An 18234-nucleotide genomic window follows, 5' to 3' on the forward strand; every position below is an offset into this window, starting at 1 on the left:
ATCTGAAAAATTACATCCTACATAATTATAAAGATTCTTATTCTTTTATTGTGTTAATAGTCTTTGCGCGTAGATTGAATGGTTATTTATATAATGTCTGACCGATATGCAACCGTTAGGGATTGAGGCATTTGTTGAAGCTCTTTTTGTGTTGTTGCACCTATGCAACACAAAAAAGCGACTGCCGAAAGCACGACCTTGCCTTTTTGCAAGGAAACGCCTTAAGAAAAAATCACATAAAAAAGTTCCAGACTACACCAAAACGGACAGTAAAGTCTCGGTATGGATTGTTTGGTGCTGCGTAATAATTATAGCCTGTGAATGCTGAATTAAAATGTTCTGCTTTTAAATAGATTCTGGTTTGACGGATTTTCGCGTTTATAAAGAAATCTAATCGTGGGAATGCCCCATATTCTTTTTCTGTTTGTACGTAGAATTCTGCTAATAAAGGATCGTAGGAATTCATTTTATATTTTGTAAAATAATTCAATGTTACACCTGTTTGCAGATACAGTGCTTTTTTAAATACGTGGCTTGAGTAATATAATGTGTTGCGTGTGGTAAGCTCTGGCACGTTTAGCACATTGTTTTCGTCTTGTGTGTTTTGGTATAATATGGTGTTTTGTAATGCAAATTTACCTACTTTTATTTCTCTATCTAATTTAACCCTTAAATAACTTATTGATTTATTATTCTGAAATGGTTTGACTGGAGCCAACTCGCCGTCTGGAATTCCTGTATTATCTCTTTTAAAATAAGTATAGTCGTTTATTGTTGAATAATCGACCAAAATATTTGCTATTTTTTCTGATTTTAGTTGAAATGCTAGTTGCTGAGTTTCGGTATTATTGAAATTATTTTTCCAATTGTAATTTATATAATTGCTTTGATATAACAATACATTGTAATTTGGTGCTTTAGAACTGTGATTTATTGATGCTGTTGCTGATAAATCGTTATTTAGTTTGAATGTAGCGTGCGCTTTTATAAAGTTTCCGTCGAAACCTCCCGAAACGTTTACTCCTAATTCGCCATGCAATTCGAAATTTTTAAATTGTTTGTGGTATTTTCCGCCTGCTGAAAACACACCTCCTTTTAATCTATTAGTTATTGTATTCCCATTTAGCACCACTACTTTATTGTAACCGTAATTATAATTATTATTGCTTACATTAAATTGTAAATCGCCAATTATATTGTTGCTATAATTTAATTGGAGTTGATTGCATAGGTCTTCGAGCGTTACTCGGTCTCTGAATTTTGAACTCGTAAATGCATTGCCGAAATAAGATGTATTTGCGTTAGATTGGTCGTATTGATAGGATTTGTCTTTTAAAGATATTATATGACCTATACTTAGTTTATTTTTTGAAAGTGAATCTTTTTTTCTTAATATATTATAGGAGTGTTCTAAATGAAAGCGTTTTCCTTTTAGAATGTTTTCGGCGTTCTCAAAATTTACTTCTAGAATTGAGCGATCTAAAAATTCTTCAACACCATTTTCGAAATTCTCTACCATAGCATCTTGCAATCCTCCGTTTTCTTGATTTAATAAATCTTGAGTTACGATGTGCGCTCTTGCCCAATAACGTTTGTTTTTTGTTTGGTAGTTTGTTGTAAACCTGAAATTCCCTGAACTAGTTAATAGGTGTTGGTATTTTCCTAAAGACCGAAGTCCTTTATAGGCTATTGAAAAATTTAATTGTGGTGATGTGTTTACTGTAAAAAAAGAATCTGCTAATTGACCTTGCTCGAAAGCTGATTTAAACATTAATTCTGTTAATGGCGTGGGTACGCGGTAGTAATTAATATGTTCAACTTCCATATAATTGAAGTGCCTTGCTCTGGCTCCAAAACTTGGCATTAAACTAGTATTTTCAAAATTATGCGTTAGACTATTGTAGGTTTGTCCTAAGTTTGAAAATGGCATTAAGCCAAAATTATCTTTTCTTAAATAATTGAATTTGTATTCCTTCTGAATGGTTAAGGTAGTATCTACAAAAGTGGTATCGTTTTTATGAGAGATTATTAAGTAGTCTGAAATCTTTGCTTTTTCTTCTTTAGTTTTTGGATCTAATTTATCTAAGAGCTTTTTTTTAGGTTTAGGCTTACCAGATATTTTTAAACTATCTTGAGGTTTCAAAGACATAGTGTCTGTCTCTTTTAATAACTTAGGTTTTACCTGTGCGTTTACATTGCTAAACAAAAACACTAAAAACAATACTAAAATTAATCTCATCATAATTTAATCTTCCGAAGCAAAAGTAATTATTTGAACGCTAATTTTAAGGAAATATTTTAAATAAACCTGTTTCTAATAATTATCTTGATATCAAAATACACTTAATGTTTATGCAAAAAAAAGACTGCCTTAAAAGGCAGTCTTTTAAATATTTAAAATTTGATTATTAAATATTATTTTTTTGTTAATTCAACGTTAATAATATTAGAAAATATACCTATTGATACTTGTCTAACAAAAGCTAATGATATTGAAGACTCGCAAAGGTCTATTGCAGATGTATCAGAACTACCATCAGAATAATCTCCAAAAGCAGAAGGGTTTACAGCATATACATCACCATAAGTACTATGAACATAAAGCACTCCTCCATTACCAAATGTAGGGAAAGATACCGTTGGATTATCTGGATTAGATGCATCGACATCTAAAACAGTTGTTCCTCCAGTTCCGTATACATTTGTTAAGATTAATTGGTCTCCAGTGCCTTTTTGCACTGTAACTTCATAGGTGTATTGTCCATCTTCAAGAGCATCATAAGTACCTACAAAATTATCAAGATTGTAAGGACATACTTTTATTATATTAACAACAATTTTTTCTGCGGCAAATACTCCTGGTTTTTCCTCTATTTCTAAAACTAATGTATTAGTTTCGTCAACAGAGTCAATAGTTAATACCGCTTTGTTTGCATTTGCAGGTATAGTTATTGATGAAGGTACTGTATAATCTGAAGCAGAACCTGTACTTTCTTCAGATACAAGAATATTAAACGTTCTTGCAACTGATGAAATATCGTTAGTATAAACATTAATATCTATTGAACTTGAAGTGTTTACAGTTACACCTAAGTCAAATTCATATTGACCAGCTGAGATTATTGTATTAAAAACGGCATCACTTTGATCATCACTATCGCAACCATTAAAGGTTAATAACGAAATTGATAAAAAGAGGAATAATAAGTTAATTTTTTTCATAATGTAATTTTTTAATTATTTATTGAGTTAGTCTGTTTCAAATATAATATTTATTTTATAAATGTCACGTTTACAGCCATTATCTAAACATTTTTTTGTTAAAAAAGTAAGCCATATCGACGTGTTTTATTTAATAACAATTTTTTTATTGTACACTGCATTTCCATCTTGAATGTTTAAGAAATAAATACCAGAATAAAATGCTTTAGTATCAATTGAATGATTAATTTTTGATGAGATAGTTTCTAAATTTTTATTATAAACTTCTCTCCCGTGTATATCGTATAAGCTAATTTTTGTTTTATTTCTAGATGATTCAAAACTTAAGTTTAATTTTTCATCTGTTGGGTTTGGCCAAACAGCAACATTAGTAATCAATTTATCTGATGTTCCTAAAGTTAAATTTGCTCCTGTTAAAATTAAAGAAAATGCTTGACTTCCATTAGTTAATGATCCTTTATGGGTAACCGTTAATGTGTAATTCCCAGCAATTCCAGAGTTTATATCAATGTTTTCAATATTATCAACCGTATTATCACCTTTAATAGCTGCAGCGGCGGCATTAGTATTGTCTAATTTCCAAGGTGTAAAAACTGTAGCCCCAGCATCTTCTAATCTTAAATCTAAATCGTTTATTAATCTTGGAGTTGTACTATTTAAATCGTTAGTTTGTATAGGCCCCGCTGGATCTGTCCAACAAATAGTTGCACTTATTGATCCGCTTGCACTTGCAGAAAACTGGTAGATGTATGTTCCTCCATCATTTAAAGTCTGTTCACTTATAACAGCCACACCATTTTTATCATCCATTATAGTATTAACAGCATTTTCAACGTTTAGCAAGCCCCAACCATAAATGGGGTCTGGTCCAACTTTAGATATATCATCTTTAGCTGTATGACAAACAAGCGCCTTAATAGAGGCAGCTCTCATATAACCAGAATTAAGCTGATTATAATATTGCTGTAAAAGTAATAAGGAGCCTGTTACGTTTGGAGACGCCATTGAAGTTCCTATATAAGTATCATATAATATACTTGATCCAGAAGGTATAACGGAAACCGGGGAATAAACTCCAGTTCCATCTCCAGCTATGTCTGGCTTAACTCTAAAATCATCAGACGGTCCAATACTACTAGTATTATGAATAGGAAATTGAAGTACATTATTCCCAACTAAAAACGGATCAGCGTTAGCCACTGTTAAATTATTTTTACAAGTTCCCAATCCACCTGGTATTTGGTCATATCCTGAGGCCATAGCATCAGGAAAATTGTCAAGTCCATTATTAGCAGCTGCTGCAACCATAAGGTAATAAGGCGCTTGATACGCTATATTATCCCAAGTATTCGTTATTGAAGTGTAGGCGCCCCGGTTAACACCATTAGAATTACCATATGAATAAGAATGATTAGAAAGTAATAAACCATTTGATGCTTCAGCAAGCGCTTCAGTAGAATCATCAGACCAATCATAAGATCTTAAAGTTGCTTTTGGAGCCATACCTTTAGCATCTGGATCTGCTCCTTTTGCTATAAGTGTGCCTGCTACGTGCGTAGCATGATCATCTACTGTTCCAATAAATGGTCCTCCTCCCAATTCGGGGTAAACCACTCTTGATTGTGGTATTACTTGATCATCTTTAAACTCATCATGAGTACCAAGTGCGCTCTCAGCATCCCACACACCAACAATCATGTTCTGTCCATCTAAGTTTAAACCTAAACTTCCTCCTGTCTGTAATCTATCTGTTTTGGTTGCTTTAGCACTATTGATATTTAGTGTTGTTGCGTAAATAGGCTTACCATCAACTATATCATAAATAGCATAAGTTTTTCCTTTAGATTTATACTTCCTTTTTGCCTGAGTTTGATTTAAATAGTTTTCTATTCTACTTTCTCTAAGTAAAAAATCATTCTTTAATTTTGCTTTAAGTTCATTAATTTTATCAAAATCGTAAGACTCTACTATTTTTTTTCTCTCTTCTTCAGTTTGAGCAAAAAGCGACACATTAACAAAGCATAACAAGCATATAATTAATTTTAGTTTTATCATTTCTTTTTTTAATGTTAAATCTACTATGTGTTTGAAGGGTTGATGCCTTTATAAAAAAATAGCACAAACTCTTTTAAACAAAATATGGAATAAATTTTTATAATTATTAAAAATTTATTCCATATTTAATAATACAAATGATTATATTTTATTGATTAATACTATCATCAATATTAGGGTTTACATCAATTTCTACTTGTGGAATTTTTAACCAAAATAATTCACTATCAGCAGGTACATCAATATCTATTCTATGCAATGCATCTCTGTTAATAGGTAATCTGTATCTTTTAGCATCAAAAAATTCTACACCAATTTCACCGTACAATTCTTTACGTCTTTCTAGTAAAATTTCATCTAACAGTGCTTGACCAGAATTAGTAGACATTACTGCATTAGGATCTCTATCACTTTGCAATGCAAAAAGTATTGTTCTTGCAGGACCTTCGTTACCCATGTGGTATTGAGCCTCTGCATCAATTAATACCATTTCTGATTTTCTCATTATGGCACTATCTTCTGTTAAATCAAAAGTAAATTTAAAAGTGATAAACTCTCTGTATGGTGTTGAGGAGTTATATATATCTGCAAATAATTTTCTTTTATCTGTATCAGCAAATGTTTCTACAAAATTCTTATTCACATAAGTTCCTTTATAAAAAGCCGATGCAGATAAATGATCTGTAAAGTTAGCTGGTGCATTATAATAGTAAGTAGATTCTACTTCATCTTGATAAAGGCCCCAAATCCATTCTGGATCTGACAAATCCATAAAACCAGAACCGTAGCTAGTAGAAACAACCGCAGAAGTAGCATCACCGCCATAAGCTGCTTTAGCAGAACTAGAAGCTAAACCCCAATCGTCTTGAGTAACTAAAAGTACACGTGCTAATAATCCTTGAGCAACTGCTTTATTGATATAACTTTTACCTAATCTTGTATCTGGCAAATCTGCAACAGCATCTTTAAGGTCTGATAATATTAAATCATAAACAGCACTTGTTGGGCTCGTCGGGTTACCTTCTGAAGAACCTGTAGCTGGTTCAGTATAAATAGGTAATCTTGAAGCACCACTATCTGTTGTATAATTAGGAGCAAAATCTAATGCCAATTGAAAGTAAGAAAATGCTCTTAAGGTTTTTCCAACAGCTATGAATTCTGCCTTCGAGGTATCATCTATATCGCTTTCTTCTACGCCTTTAATTAATACATTGGCATAATTTACTATTTCGTAGTTATACTCCCAATTAAAAATAGTACGTCTGTAGTTAGGCTCTCTATTTTCGTGACCATAATCAAAATTATACCACGAGTTTTGGATAAAGTCGTTTCCTTTTACTGTTCTTGCAAAGTAAAGCGATTGCAATCCAGCGGTATCAACACTAGAATACTGACCTCTAAATCTCCTTAAAATACCTGTAATATAGGCTTCAACAACTGCTCTGTCTGCAAAAACTACTTCAGCAGTAACACCATCAGTGTTTTTTGGTTCTTCTAAAAATTCTTTTTGACAGCCCATTGTTACAAAAAAAGCCGCAAGAACAATTAAGTACTTTCCCTTTAAATTAAAATTAATAATTTTTTTCATTTTTCTTTTTTTTAAAATTGTAAAACAGCTCCAGTAGTAAAGGTTTTACTTAATGGTGATCTGTTATTAGTTGTACCAGCAAATGATTGCTCAGGTTCTATTCCTTTATGTGATTGCCAAGTTAAAATATTATCAGCTTGAATAAATAATCTTATGCTTGAAAATCCTATTTTCTCCATAGCTGATGCAGGTAAATTATAGCCAAAAGTTAAACTTTTTAATCTCACATAATCATTGTCAAATAAAAACCTGGATGACCTACCAGCAAAATCATTATTAGAAGCTAATAATAATGGATAATCCGTAATATCTCCTGGTTGTTGCCACCTGTTAACTACATCTGGATGATTAGAGCCTCCTGCACTCTCAAAAGTGTTAATTAAACCTGAATAATCAGTATCTAATAACTTACCTCCAAAACTAAAATTAGCAAGTATGCTTAAATCAAAATTCTTATATTTAAAATATGTTGTTAATCCTCCTAAAACATCTGGTAAAGCACTCCCCAATTCATATTGAGTTGCATCTGCCTTAACTTTAGTCGTAGTTCTTCCTGTAACATTACCTTCTGTATCTAAAATATCCATATACCACATACCATAGCCATCAGCAGGATCAACACCTGCCCATTCATCAATATAGAAATCATATAATGAATTACCAACTTTCCATAATTTTGAGCCATTAATAAATTCATCAGTAGTAAGTTCTGTTATTTCATTTTTATCTAATGAAAAGTTTAATCCAGCTGTCCAAGTAAAATCATCAGTAGCAGCAATAGTAGATCTTAAAGACACTTCCCATCCATAGTTTTTAATAGCTCCTATGTTGGTGGTTATTTTATCAGTACCTGCAGACCTTGGTAATGGCTTATCGTAAATTAAATCAACAGATTCTTTAGAATAATAATCTACGCTTCCTGCTAAGACACCATTAAATAATTCGAAATCGACACCAACGTTTGAAGATGCTGTTTTTTCCCAAGCAATAAATGGATCTGCAACACCATCAAGTAGAACACCTGTATTTCCTTCGTTATTCCAGCCTAAGGTAAACAATGCTTGATACGGAAAAAACCCTATCCCTCTGTTATTACCCAATTCTCCATAAGAGCCTCTAAATTTTAGGTAATTAATTGTGTTATTGTCTTCTAAAAACCCTTCATTTGAAACTACCCAGCTACCACCAACTGAGAAGAAGTCTCCCCATCTTGTGTTTTCACTAAATCGCGTAGAGCCATCACGCCTGAAAGCCCCTTCTAGGTAATATTTTTGGCTAAAGTTATAAGCTAATCTAGCCATATAACTATTTAATCTTTCCATAGTTGTATTACCTGTAACACTTTCTGGAACAGTACTACCATCTAAAGTCTGAACATTTGGTAGGAAACCAGTTCCTTGAGCCCCTAACTCATCAAGCTCATAAGTATAAGCCTCAGTTATTAAATCTACATTTACATTGTGATTACCAAAAGACGTATTATAATTTAAACTTTGTATAGCATTTAGAGTTGTTGTAATATCTCTATCTTGATCAACTCTACCACCAATACCAGCAGCAAAACCAAATAAATCATCATCAAAACTAAAAGAATCGAATAAATAGTTTTCGTAACTTAAATTAGTTTTGAACGTTAAGCCTTCAAATAATTTAAACTCAGCAAACGCATTACCTAAGTAATTTGTTCTTCTTCTGTTTTCTTTTCCAAAATTAATACTAGAAAGTATATTTTCTCCACCACGTACTGGCCTTATCGCATTAACTGACTGACCTACTACAGCTCCATTACCTAAATCGTAAAATTTATTTCCTGTAATATCACGCAATAAAGCTCCATTTGCATCTCTTGCATATATTGGATATATACTAGAATAACCATAAATTGAACTTATAACCTGATTAACACTTCCTGAGGTTTGATCTGGATTTCCAGAATCTGATCTAGAGAAACTTGTATTAAACCCTACTTTAAACCAATCATTTACTTGAGACTCTAAATTTACACGAGCCGATATTCTTTCAAAATCAGATTTAATAACTGGTCCTTCTTCATTTAAATAATCAAAAGACATAAAGTACGTAGATCTTTCACTACCACCAGATAAGCTAATGTTATGATTAACTCTTAAAGCATCTCTTCTAATAATTTCATCTTCCCAGTCTGTTTCCCATAATTTAGTTGCTGAAGTTAAATTTCCATTAGCATCAACAGGGTTAGCTACATTATAAGGATTATAACCAAGTCTATCAACCAATCCATTAGAAGCATTTTGTGCAGCATCTGTTGGTGATTGACCTAATACATACTGATTAGTATTACGCATTGCTTCCCAAGTATACCTAAACGTATCATCGGCATCAATCAAATCGTGTAATCCCACAGTAGGATTAGAAAGCCCTATTTGTGATCTAACCGTAACTTTAGGAGCAGAATTTTTTCTCCCCTTTTTTGTAGTTATTACAATTACACCATTAGCTCCTCTAGACCCATACAACGAAGTAGAAGACGCATCTTTAAGCACAGATATAGATTCTATTTGATCTTGACTTACTGTATTTAAATTTCCATTAAATGCCGCTCCATCCAAAACTATAAGAGGTGAAGCATCGGCATTAATACTACCAAAACCTCTAATACGTATAGCAGGATTATTTCCTGGTTGCCCTCCTGCAGAGATAATATTTACACCAGGCACTGTACCTTGGATAGCTCTTAAAGGCGATGTTACTTGTTGATTTCCAATAGTTTCACTACTAACAATACCTACAGAACCAACAATAGATTGTTTAGTTTGGGTACCATAAGCAACAACTACTACTTCATCTAAAGCAGCAATATCTTCTTGCAAAGACATATTAACTGTGTTGCTTGCTCCAATAGTAGCTTGAGCATCTTTCATTCCTACAAATGAAAAAACAAGAACTTCACCAGCAGATGCTTTAATGGCATACTTACCATCAAAATCTGTTTGTGCTCCTCTTGTTGTTCCTTTTACTATTACGCTTACTCCAGGTAATGGTAAACCATCTACAGATGATGTTACTTCTCCTGAAATAGATTTCTCTTGTGCATTAGAGAATTGAATTGAAAACGCCATTATTAGCGTTAACAACCATGTCAACTTTAATTTCATATAACAATTATTTTGAGTTAGTCAACCACAAACATCTTAATAATATATTAAATAAACAAAGAAATACCTTAAAAAAATGTTAATGAAAGCAATAATTAACATTTATCATAATGAACATTTATCAAAAAAAAGACTTTTAAATAAATATAACATCAAAAAAAGCAATAAAAAATATGAATTTAACAACAAGAGGCGCCTTTTTTATAAAAAAACAAATAAATATATTATGTATGCATAATAAATACTTGTAAAATTATAGATTTGAAAATATTTACACCAAAATGCTATTAAACAATTATTCAAATGAAGTGTTAGAATGCGGAACCGACGAAGCCGGTCGTGGCTGTCTTGCTGGTCCTGTAACCGCTGCCGCTGTTATACTTCCCATAGATTTTTCGAATCAATTTTTAAATGATTCAAAGCTACTTAGTGAAAAAAAAAGAGACCTTTTAAAGCCTATTATAGAAGCTGATGCCTTAACTTTTGGTGTTACGCACATATTTCAAGAAGATATTGATTCTATTAATATACTTAATGCTTCAATTTTAGCCATGCATAAATCAATCGATAAACTAAAGCCAATTCCCGAATTTATAATTGTTGATGGCAATAAATTTAACCCTTATAATAACATTCCCTTTAAAACAATTATAAAAGGTGATAGTAAATATTTAAGTATTGCTGCTGCCTCTGTTTTAGCAAAAACGTATCGTGATATTTATATGAATACAATTCATGAAGAGTTTCCCATGTACAATTGGAAACAAAATAAAGGCTACCCAACTAAAGAACATAGAGAGGCTATTAAAAAATATGGTATAACAAAATACCATAGAAAATCGTTTAGATTGTTACCCAAACAATTAAAATTAGAAATTTAATTTTCTAATAAATACTATTCGACTTTAATAAAAGTTTCTGTTTTTAAAATGAAAAATATGTAGGTTTGTAAAAATTAATTCCATTCAATGAGATTCTTTTGTTATACCCTCATATTATTAACATTTAGTTGTACAAACCATAAAACAGCCCGAACCCAACTCATTCATTTTATTCCAGAAAATGCATCGGTAGTTTTAAAAACTTCTAATATTGAAAGTTTAAAAAGCGATATTCAAAATAATGATTTCGTTCAAAAACTATCAAAAACAAAAAATTACAACAATTTAGAAAATAAATTTGACCTTTTATCACTTTTACATCCCGAAGGTGAACTATTGATTTGTTTTTCAAAAGAAGACAACGACAGCATTCAATATTCAATTATAACAAAATATCACACTTCATTATTTAAAACGGATTCTTTAACAAATTACATTGAAGAAAAACTAACGTACAAAAACAAATCACTAACAAAATCTACACTAAATAATAACATTTTTTACAGCACTGTTATAGATAGCATCTTTTTTGCATCGTCTTCTAAAAAAATAATTGATGCTGTTTTTTTAAATGCGGATAGAAATATTGAATTAGAAAAAATTTATAACACCACAAATAAAGACGAATCGTTATCCATTATAATTAAAAATGAAAGTGAATTTATTAAATCGTTTTTTATTGAAGATTCTATTAATTTTGAAAATTTTTCAAATTATTTTGCTGTTGATGCCGATATTAGTCAAGATGAAATTTTAATTAATGGCATTACAAAATCAACCGATTCGTCAAAAAGCTTAATCAATATTTTTAAGAATACTATTCCACAAGAAAATCAAATTCAAAACATAACACCTTCAAATAGTGATGGTTTTATGAGTTTTACTTTTAGTGATTTTAATGCTTTTGAAATCAACCTATCAAAATTCAACAAAAAAAATTCGATTGTTTCCACGACTCTTTTTGATAATATTGCTGAAATTGGTGTGATTTACGAAGCTAAAAAACATGCTGTAATTTTAAATTCTATTGACGTTATTGCGACCAAAGATGCTTTACTAAGCGAGCTAAATATTATTGACACTTACAGACAAATTGAAATTTTTGGTTTTAATAAATCTGATTTATTTTCAAACACATTTTACCCCTTAATTACATTTAATAGCGCCACTAAATATTGTGTATTAGATAACTTTTTTGTGTTTGCTGAAAACTTAGAAATGCTTCAAAATATTATTGCTAATTATCAAAATAAAACCACATTAAGCTCAACATCTTATTTTAAAACTATTAAAGCAAATTTAAGCGACGAATCTTCATTACTAATGATTGTAAATCCATCTGTTTTAAAAACTATTTTAAATAAAAACCTTGAAGACAATTCAAATTACAACTTAAACAAATACAGTGCTTCGGCTTTACAATTTATATACGACACCGATTTTGCACATGTAAACGGTATCATTAAAAAGGCAAAAACAAAAGGCTTCCAGAACTCTATTTCTGAAGTGTTTAATATTAAATTAGATGCCGATTTATTAAACCAACCGCAGTTTGTTACAAACCACATTACAAAACAAAAAGAAATTGTTGTACAAGATGTAAACAACAGGTTGTATTTAATTTCTAACAAAGGAAAAATTCTTTGGAAAAAACAATTACAAGGTGCAATTTTAGGTGATATTGAGCAAATTGATATTTATAAAAACGGTAGGCTTCAACTCGCTTTTGCAACGCCAAATCGTGTTTATGTAATAGACAGAAACGGTAAAGATGTGGCACCTTTTCCTAAAAAATTTAACGATAAGATTACACAACCACTATCAGTTTTTGATTATGATAAAAAGAAAAATTACAGGCTACTCGTTACTCAAAATAAAAAGGTATTTATGTACGATGTTAGTGCCCAAATTGTAAATGGGTTTACATTTAAATCTACCAATAAAACCATTCTTTCTCAACCCAAACATTTTAGAATGAGCGGTAAAGATTATTTAACTTTTAAAACCGAAAACAAACTTTATATTTTAGACCGCACAGGAAAAACTAGAGTGACACCAAAAGCTTCAAATACTTTTTCAAATGAAGCTATTTACCTTTATAATAATAAGTTTACAACTACAACAGATAATGGTAATTTAGTATCGATTGATACCAGAGGTAATACAGCAATTCAAAATTTAAATCTTTCAAATAATCATCATTTACAAACCACATCCAAAACGCTTGTTACACAAACCGACAACAAGCTAACTATAAAAAACCGAACTATTGAACTTGATTTTGGTAATTATACAAACCCAACAATATTTTATTTAAATGATAAAATTTATATATCTGTAACCGATTTGCAATCTCAAAAAGTATACCTCTACGATAGTCTAGCAAATCCTATATCAAATTTTCCCGTTTACGGAAATTCTTTAATCACTTTAGATAATATTGATAAAGACAAAAATCTTGAATTTGTTACAAAAGGCGATAGTAATTCTATTATTTTATATCAAATAAATTAAAAATACTATTTAATACCAATTAAGGTTTTGCAATTGCAAACTAATTTTTATCTTTAAGGCAGCTATTAATCAAATAATTACAATGAAACTACCTAAAAATGCATTACGCATTTCCCTTCTTGGGGTTGCTCTCTTGTTTTTTATATCGAATGCTTACGCACAAACTAAACAATTAAAACGTCCAAAAAATAAAGTTGGCATTTCTAGTGTCGATAATTTTGTAACTCAATCTTTCGATTTATACGATAAAGTATATAAATATGATGGCTACGCCGCTGCAGAAACACCTCTTGACGATGAAGATATTGATGTTTTAGAAGATGCGCTAGATGACTTACAAGGTTTAAGTGAAAGTGCTCCAGATATTATAAGCGACATTGATGGCGCAAGTGTTTTTAAACAAGCTAAAGCAACTTTACATATCAACAAAGCCAAAAAAGCTTTAAAATATAGTATAAAAACTGCAAAAGAATTGCTTCTAGGACAACGCGAACGCGATAAAAAAGAAGAAGATTCAGGTGATGATAATTCCTCAAATGATGAAGAATCAAATGGTGTTTCAGAATCCTCCAATGAAAATGATGATACTGAGGAAGAAGTTTCTAATATTTCAGACGATTTAAAGGTTTTTAGTAAGTTTGATTTTGTTCCAGGTGACAAAGTATTATTTTTTGATGATTTCTCACAAGATTTCATTGGCGATTTTCCTAGTAGATGGAACACCAATGCTTCAGGCGAAATAGTAAAAATTAATAAAGTAGAAGGCAATTGGTTTGAGTTGAAACCAGGTTACGGAATTTATTTTGTTCCTGATGTAAAGAGTCTCCCAGAAGATTATACCATAGAATTCGATTTACTAACACAGGGTTTAAGTAAACAAACCTCTTCGACTGCAAGGTTACATATTATTTTAAGCGATAACAATAAGTTTAATGACGGCTCACAGCATTATGTTTCTACTTCGCTACCCTTTGGACAGTACGGTGCGTTTAATATTCGTGCAGTTAATTATTTTAATAGAGGTGGCGGCGATATTAATTCTACTATTAAAGCAGATATTCGTGACGAAGTAAAAAACCAACCGCACATTGCTATTTCGGTTACAAAAAATCGTTACAGGCTTTGGGTAAACGAAGTGAAATACGTTGACATTCCTAGGTTCATTCAAGAATTAAATGTTTTAAATTATATTAAATTTCACATCAATAATTTAAAAGATGGAGAAGAACGTATATTTATTAATAACTTAAAAGTAGCAGAAGGTGGTGTAGATTTAAGACGCGAATTATTAAGTAAAGGAAAAATCTCTACCAATGGTATTTTGTTCGATTCTGGTTCAGATAACATTAAACCACAATCTTATGGTATTATTCGTCAGATTTCTCAAGTTTTAATGCAAGATGAAAGCATCAAATTAAATATTATTGGTCACACCGATTCTGATGGAAATGATGATGTTAATTTAAAACTATCAAAAAGCAGAGCAAATGCTGTAAAAGAAGCTTTAATTAAGGTTTATAAAATATCTGGTGATAGATTACAAACAGACGGCAAAGGTGACACCGAACCCGTAGATGATAATAATACAACCAGTGGAAAAGCCCAAAACAGACGTGTAGAATTTATAAAAATGTAACTATTATGAAAACAAAAATCATAACTTTAATCTGCTTACTTTTTATTAGTTTCTCTTCATTTAGCCAAAATACTTGTAGCACGTATTATCCTTTTGAGCAAGGTACTAAATTTGAAATTACAAGCTTTAATAAAAAAGGCAAAAAAGAGAGCGTGGTAAATTACGAGATAACTACTATTGAAAACAATGTCGCTACAATAAAAACAAAAATATCTGATGACAAAGGCAAAGAAATAACCTCCACAGAATATAATGTAACTTGTAACGGTAATAGTGTTTCCATTGATTTTAAATCTTTAATGAATCCTAATTTATTTAAACAATATAAAGATATGGAAATGGAAATGTCTGGCACTAATGTAGAGTTTCCTAATGATTTAAAAGTGGGACAAACCTTAAAAGATGCCAATTTAAAAATGACGATAAATATGAGTGGTATTAAAATGAATATGACTGTAGACATGCTTAATAGAAAAGTAGATGCGAAAGAATCTGTAACCACAACCGCTGGAACATTTGATTGTTTTGCTTTAAGCTATAATACCGAAATGAAAATGGGCATGAAAATGAGCTTTACAATTAAAGAATGGATTGCTGAAGGTGTTGGTATTGTAAAGAGTGAAACTTATAATAAAAAAGGCAAACCCATGGGATATTCTGAACTTACAAGCATAAGTAAATAAATATTTAAAATATAACGATAACCAAATCTGAAGTCCTCAAATCTTGAACGTCAAAGTGTAAAGCTTTGGCGTTCTTTTTTATAATTATTCCAACATATTTTAATAGTATTGCAGTCTTAATATTCTACACATGATTTCAAGAAAAAATGCCTCCATTTCAAAATTTATTATTCATAAAGTTGGTAATAAATTTAACGATACAAAAAATGCGTTTTCAGATAAATTAGTCGATTTTGATGAAGCGAGTTACGATTTAATGCTCCCTTTTTTATTAAGACCTTTTGGAAGTTTAGTACAGAGTCATCGTTTTAATCATCACGCCAATATTGCTTTAAATGAAATTAATAGCTACGCCGCCCAAATATTTAATGAAGATGAAGCTTTTGTTGAAGTTTCAAAACATATCGTTACTCATCTATACGAACAATCAACCTCAGCACAAATAAAAACGGGTGATGTTTTAATTGTTATGTTTGAAGGTATAGAATTTGGAGACATGACAACTAACGCCATTGGGATTTTTAAAATTGAAAATAAGGTAAACTTCTTTCAAACCTATTTAGAAAATAATAGCTACGATGTGTTGGTACAAAAAGGAATCAGCTCAAAAAAAATAGATAAAGGTTGTTTAATTTTAAATCAGAACGATACCGAAGGCAACATTGTTTTAAGTGTAGACAATAATGGGTACGATGCGCAATATTGGACCAATCAGTTTTTAAACATTAAATATGCCGACGATGCCAACAACCACACACAGCAATATATAGAACTATGCAAAGAGTTTTCTACTGAGGTTTTAAAAACTAGTTATGGCGCACAAAAACAAAACACATTTTTAGCAAAAACCATCGATTTTTTTAAAGAAAATGAAGTTGTAAACGTTGAGCGTTTTAAAGAAGAGCTTTTTGAAGAAGAAAAGCAGATAAGAGAATTTGAAGATTATAAAAAAGAATTTGAAGGCGAGCAAAACATTGTTATTAGAAATCAGTTTGATGTTGCAGAAAAAGTAGTCACTAAAGAAAAAAGGAAGATAAAAACCGATATTAAGCTAGATACTAATATTCAAATAAAATTAGATATTGATGCGCCCGATGCCTCTGCTGAATATCTAGAACGTGGTTACGACAATGAGAAAAAAATGCATTTTTATAAAGTGTTTTTTAATGCTGAAGCATAAATTAAACTATTTTTATTTTTATCAGAAAAAACTCCTATTTTCGTACTTGAATAAAACATATTTCTTATGCATAAAAAAATTAAAGTCTCTTTTCTTTTATTATTTGTTTTAATTATCACTATTAATAGTTATTCGCAGAATAATTTTGAAAAAGGATATTTCATTAGCAATCAAGGAAACAAAACAGAGTGTTTAATAAAAAACATGGGGTGGCTAAACAACCCCATGGAATTTGAATATAAAAATAATGAAAACTCAAAAACCCAAAAAGGTGATCTAAACAATGTGAAAGAATTTGCTATTTACAACAGCTATTATTTCAAAAGATATACTGTTAAAATAGATTATTCAAATAACGACTTAAGAAATCTATCCAATAAACGAACTCCTGTTTTCAAAGAAGAAAAGTTGTTTTTAAAGTTAATATTTCAGGGAGAAGAAACAGCCCTTTATGAGTTTTCAAAGAATAGAATTTCTAGATATTTTTATGAAACGCCAATTGTACCAATACAACAACTAATTTATAAACGCTATCTAACTAATGGCAATAAAATTTTAGAGAATAATAGATTTAGGCAACAACTGTGGACAACTTTAAAATGCGAAAATATTACACTAAATAGTATTAAAAAAGTAAAATATTCTAGGGGAAATTTAATTGATTTTTTTGAAAATCATAATAATTGTAAAGGTTTTTCAAATCAAGAAATAGCCTCTAAAAAACCAAAAGAAATAATTAATGTTAATATAAGGCCAAGAATAAACAGCTCTTCTTTATCAATGGACAAAGGGAGCACTTTACTTACATATGCTAGGAGTGTTGATTTTGGCAACAAAACTAGCTTTGGCCTAGGCATAGAGTTAGAATACATATTGCCGTTTAACAATAACAAATGGGGGCTTTTAATTGAACCTAGTTATATAAGCTTTAAAGGAGAAAAAAGACTAGTATACAACTCAGGGTTTTCTGAAACAAACTTTATAGCAGACTTTAAATTATTAGAGCTTCCTTTAGGAATTAGACACTATCTTTTTTTAAATGATAATTCTAAAATATTTTTAAATGCAACTTATAATTTTAATTTAAATTTAAATTCATCTATCTATGATGAAGAAAATAAATTTAGTAGTGAATTTAAAGCTAGCCCAAATCCAAATATTTCGTTTGGCTTAGGATATAATCATAAAAACACCTACTGTTTAGAGTTTAGGTTGGGTATCAAAAAAGAAGTTCTTAAATCTTCTCAATGGACGTCAGATTTAAATACTATCTCTATTATAATAGGATATAATTTATTTAATAAAAAATAAGCTGTAACCAATTTAGTTTATAGCTACATC

The 18234-nt window shown here is 30.6% G+C and carries 11 protein-coding genes; 6 read left to right on the top strand and 5 right to left on the bottom strand.

The genetic code is table 11. From position 1 onward, the window contains the following. Positions 1-232: 232 nt before the first annotated feature. The 5 genes from RG22_RS05465 to RG22_RS05485 form a co-directional block, all read right to left on the bottom strand. Positions 233-2242 (bottom strand): putative porin, encoded by a 2010-nt coding sequence (locus RG22_RS05465; RefSeq protein ID WP_034041502.1) that lies wholly within the window; start codon positions 2240-2242, stop codon positions 233-235. Between the two features lie 173 nt (positions 2243-2415). Next, positions 2416-3222 (bottom strand): hypothetical protein, encoded by an 807-nt coding sequence (locus tag RG22_RS05470; protein WP_034041505.1) that lies wholly within the window; start codon positions 3220-3222, stop codon positions 2416-2418. A 126-nt stretch (positions 3223-3348) separates the two neighbouring features. Further along, positions 3349-5277 (bottom strand): S8 family serine peptidase, encoded by a 1929-nt coding sequence (locus RG22_RS05475; protein ID WP_081997680.1) that lies wholly within the window; start codon positions 5275-5277, stop codon positions 3349-3351. A 148-nt stretch (positions 5278-5425) separates the two neighbouring features. Then, a complete protein-coding gene (locus tag RG22_RS05480; RefSeq protein WP_034041507.1) occupies positions 5426-6865 on the bottom strand; it encodes a RagB/SusD family nutrient uptake outer membrane protein in 1440 nt (479 codons plus the stop codon). Between the two features lie 11 nt (positions 6866-6876). After that, positions 6877-9999, bottom strand: coding sequence for a SusC/RagA family TonB-linked outer membrane protein (locus RG22_RS05485; RefSeq protein WP_034041509.1), 3123 nt, complete (start codon positions 9997-9999; stop codon positions 6877-6879). 281 nt (positions 10000-10280) lie between these two features. Between RG22_RS05485 and RG22_RS05490 the strand changes: the two genes are divergently transcribed. The 6 genes from RG22_RS05490 to RG22_RS05515 all read left to right on the top strand — a co-directional run bounded on the left by RG22_RS05490 (position 10281) and on the right by RG22_RS05515 (position 18204). Next, positions 10281-10880, top strand: a complete 600-nt coding sequence (locus RG22_RS05490; RefSeq protein WP_034041512.1) for a ribonuclease HII — start codon at positions 10281-10283, stop codon at positions 10878-10880. An 87-nt stretch (positions 10881-10967) separates the two neighbouring features. Next, positions 10968-13394, top strand: a complete 2427-nt coding sequence (locus RG22_RS05495; protein WP_034041515.1) for a hypothetical protein — start codon at positions 10968-10970, stop codon at positions 13392-13394. Between the two features lie 82 nt (positions 13395-13476). Next, on the top strand, positions 13477-15030 hold the full coding sequence (locus RG22_RS05500; RefSeq protein ID WP_034041517.1) for an OmpA family protein: 1554 nt from the start codon (positions 13477-13479) through the stop codon (positions 15028-15030). 5 nt (positions 15031-15035) lie between these two features. Continuing rightward, positions 15036-15713: a TapB family protein gene (locus RG22_RS05505; protein WP_034041520.1), complete on the top strand. Its 678-nt coding sequence runs from the start codon at positions 15036-15038 to the stop codon at positions 15711-15713. 130 nt (positions 15714-15843) lie between these two features. Then, the gene (locus RG22_RS05510; RefSeq protein ID WP_034041522.1) at positions 15844-16893 is read left to right on the top strand and encodes a nucleoid-associated protein; all 1050 of its coding nucleotides are present in this window, start codon (positions 15844-15846) and stop codon (positions 16891-16893) included. 66 nt (positions 16894-16959) lie between these two features. After that, positions 16960-18204: a hypothetical protein gene (locus tag RG22_RS05515; protein WP_052143646.1), complete on the top strand. Its 1245-nt coding sequence runs from the start codon at positions 16960-16962 to the stop codon at positions 18202-18204. The last annotated feature ends 30 nt before the right edge of the window (positions 18205-18234 follow it).

Source organism: Wocania ichthyoenteri Th78 (genome assembly GCF_000789235.1).
In the GTDB taxonomy this organism is placed as follows: domain Bacteria; phylum Bacteroidota; class Bacteroidia; order Flavobacteriales; family Flavobacteriaceae; genus Wocania_A; species Wocania_A ichthyoenteri.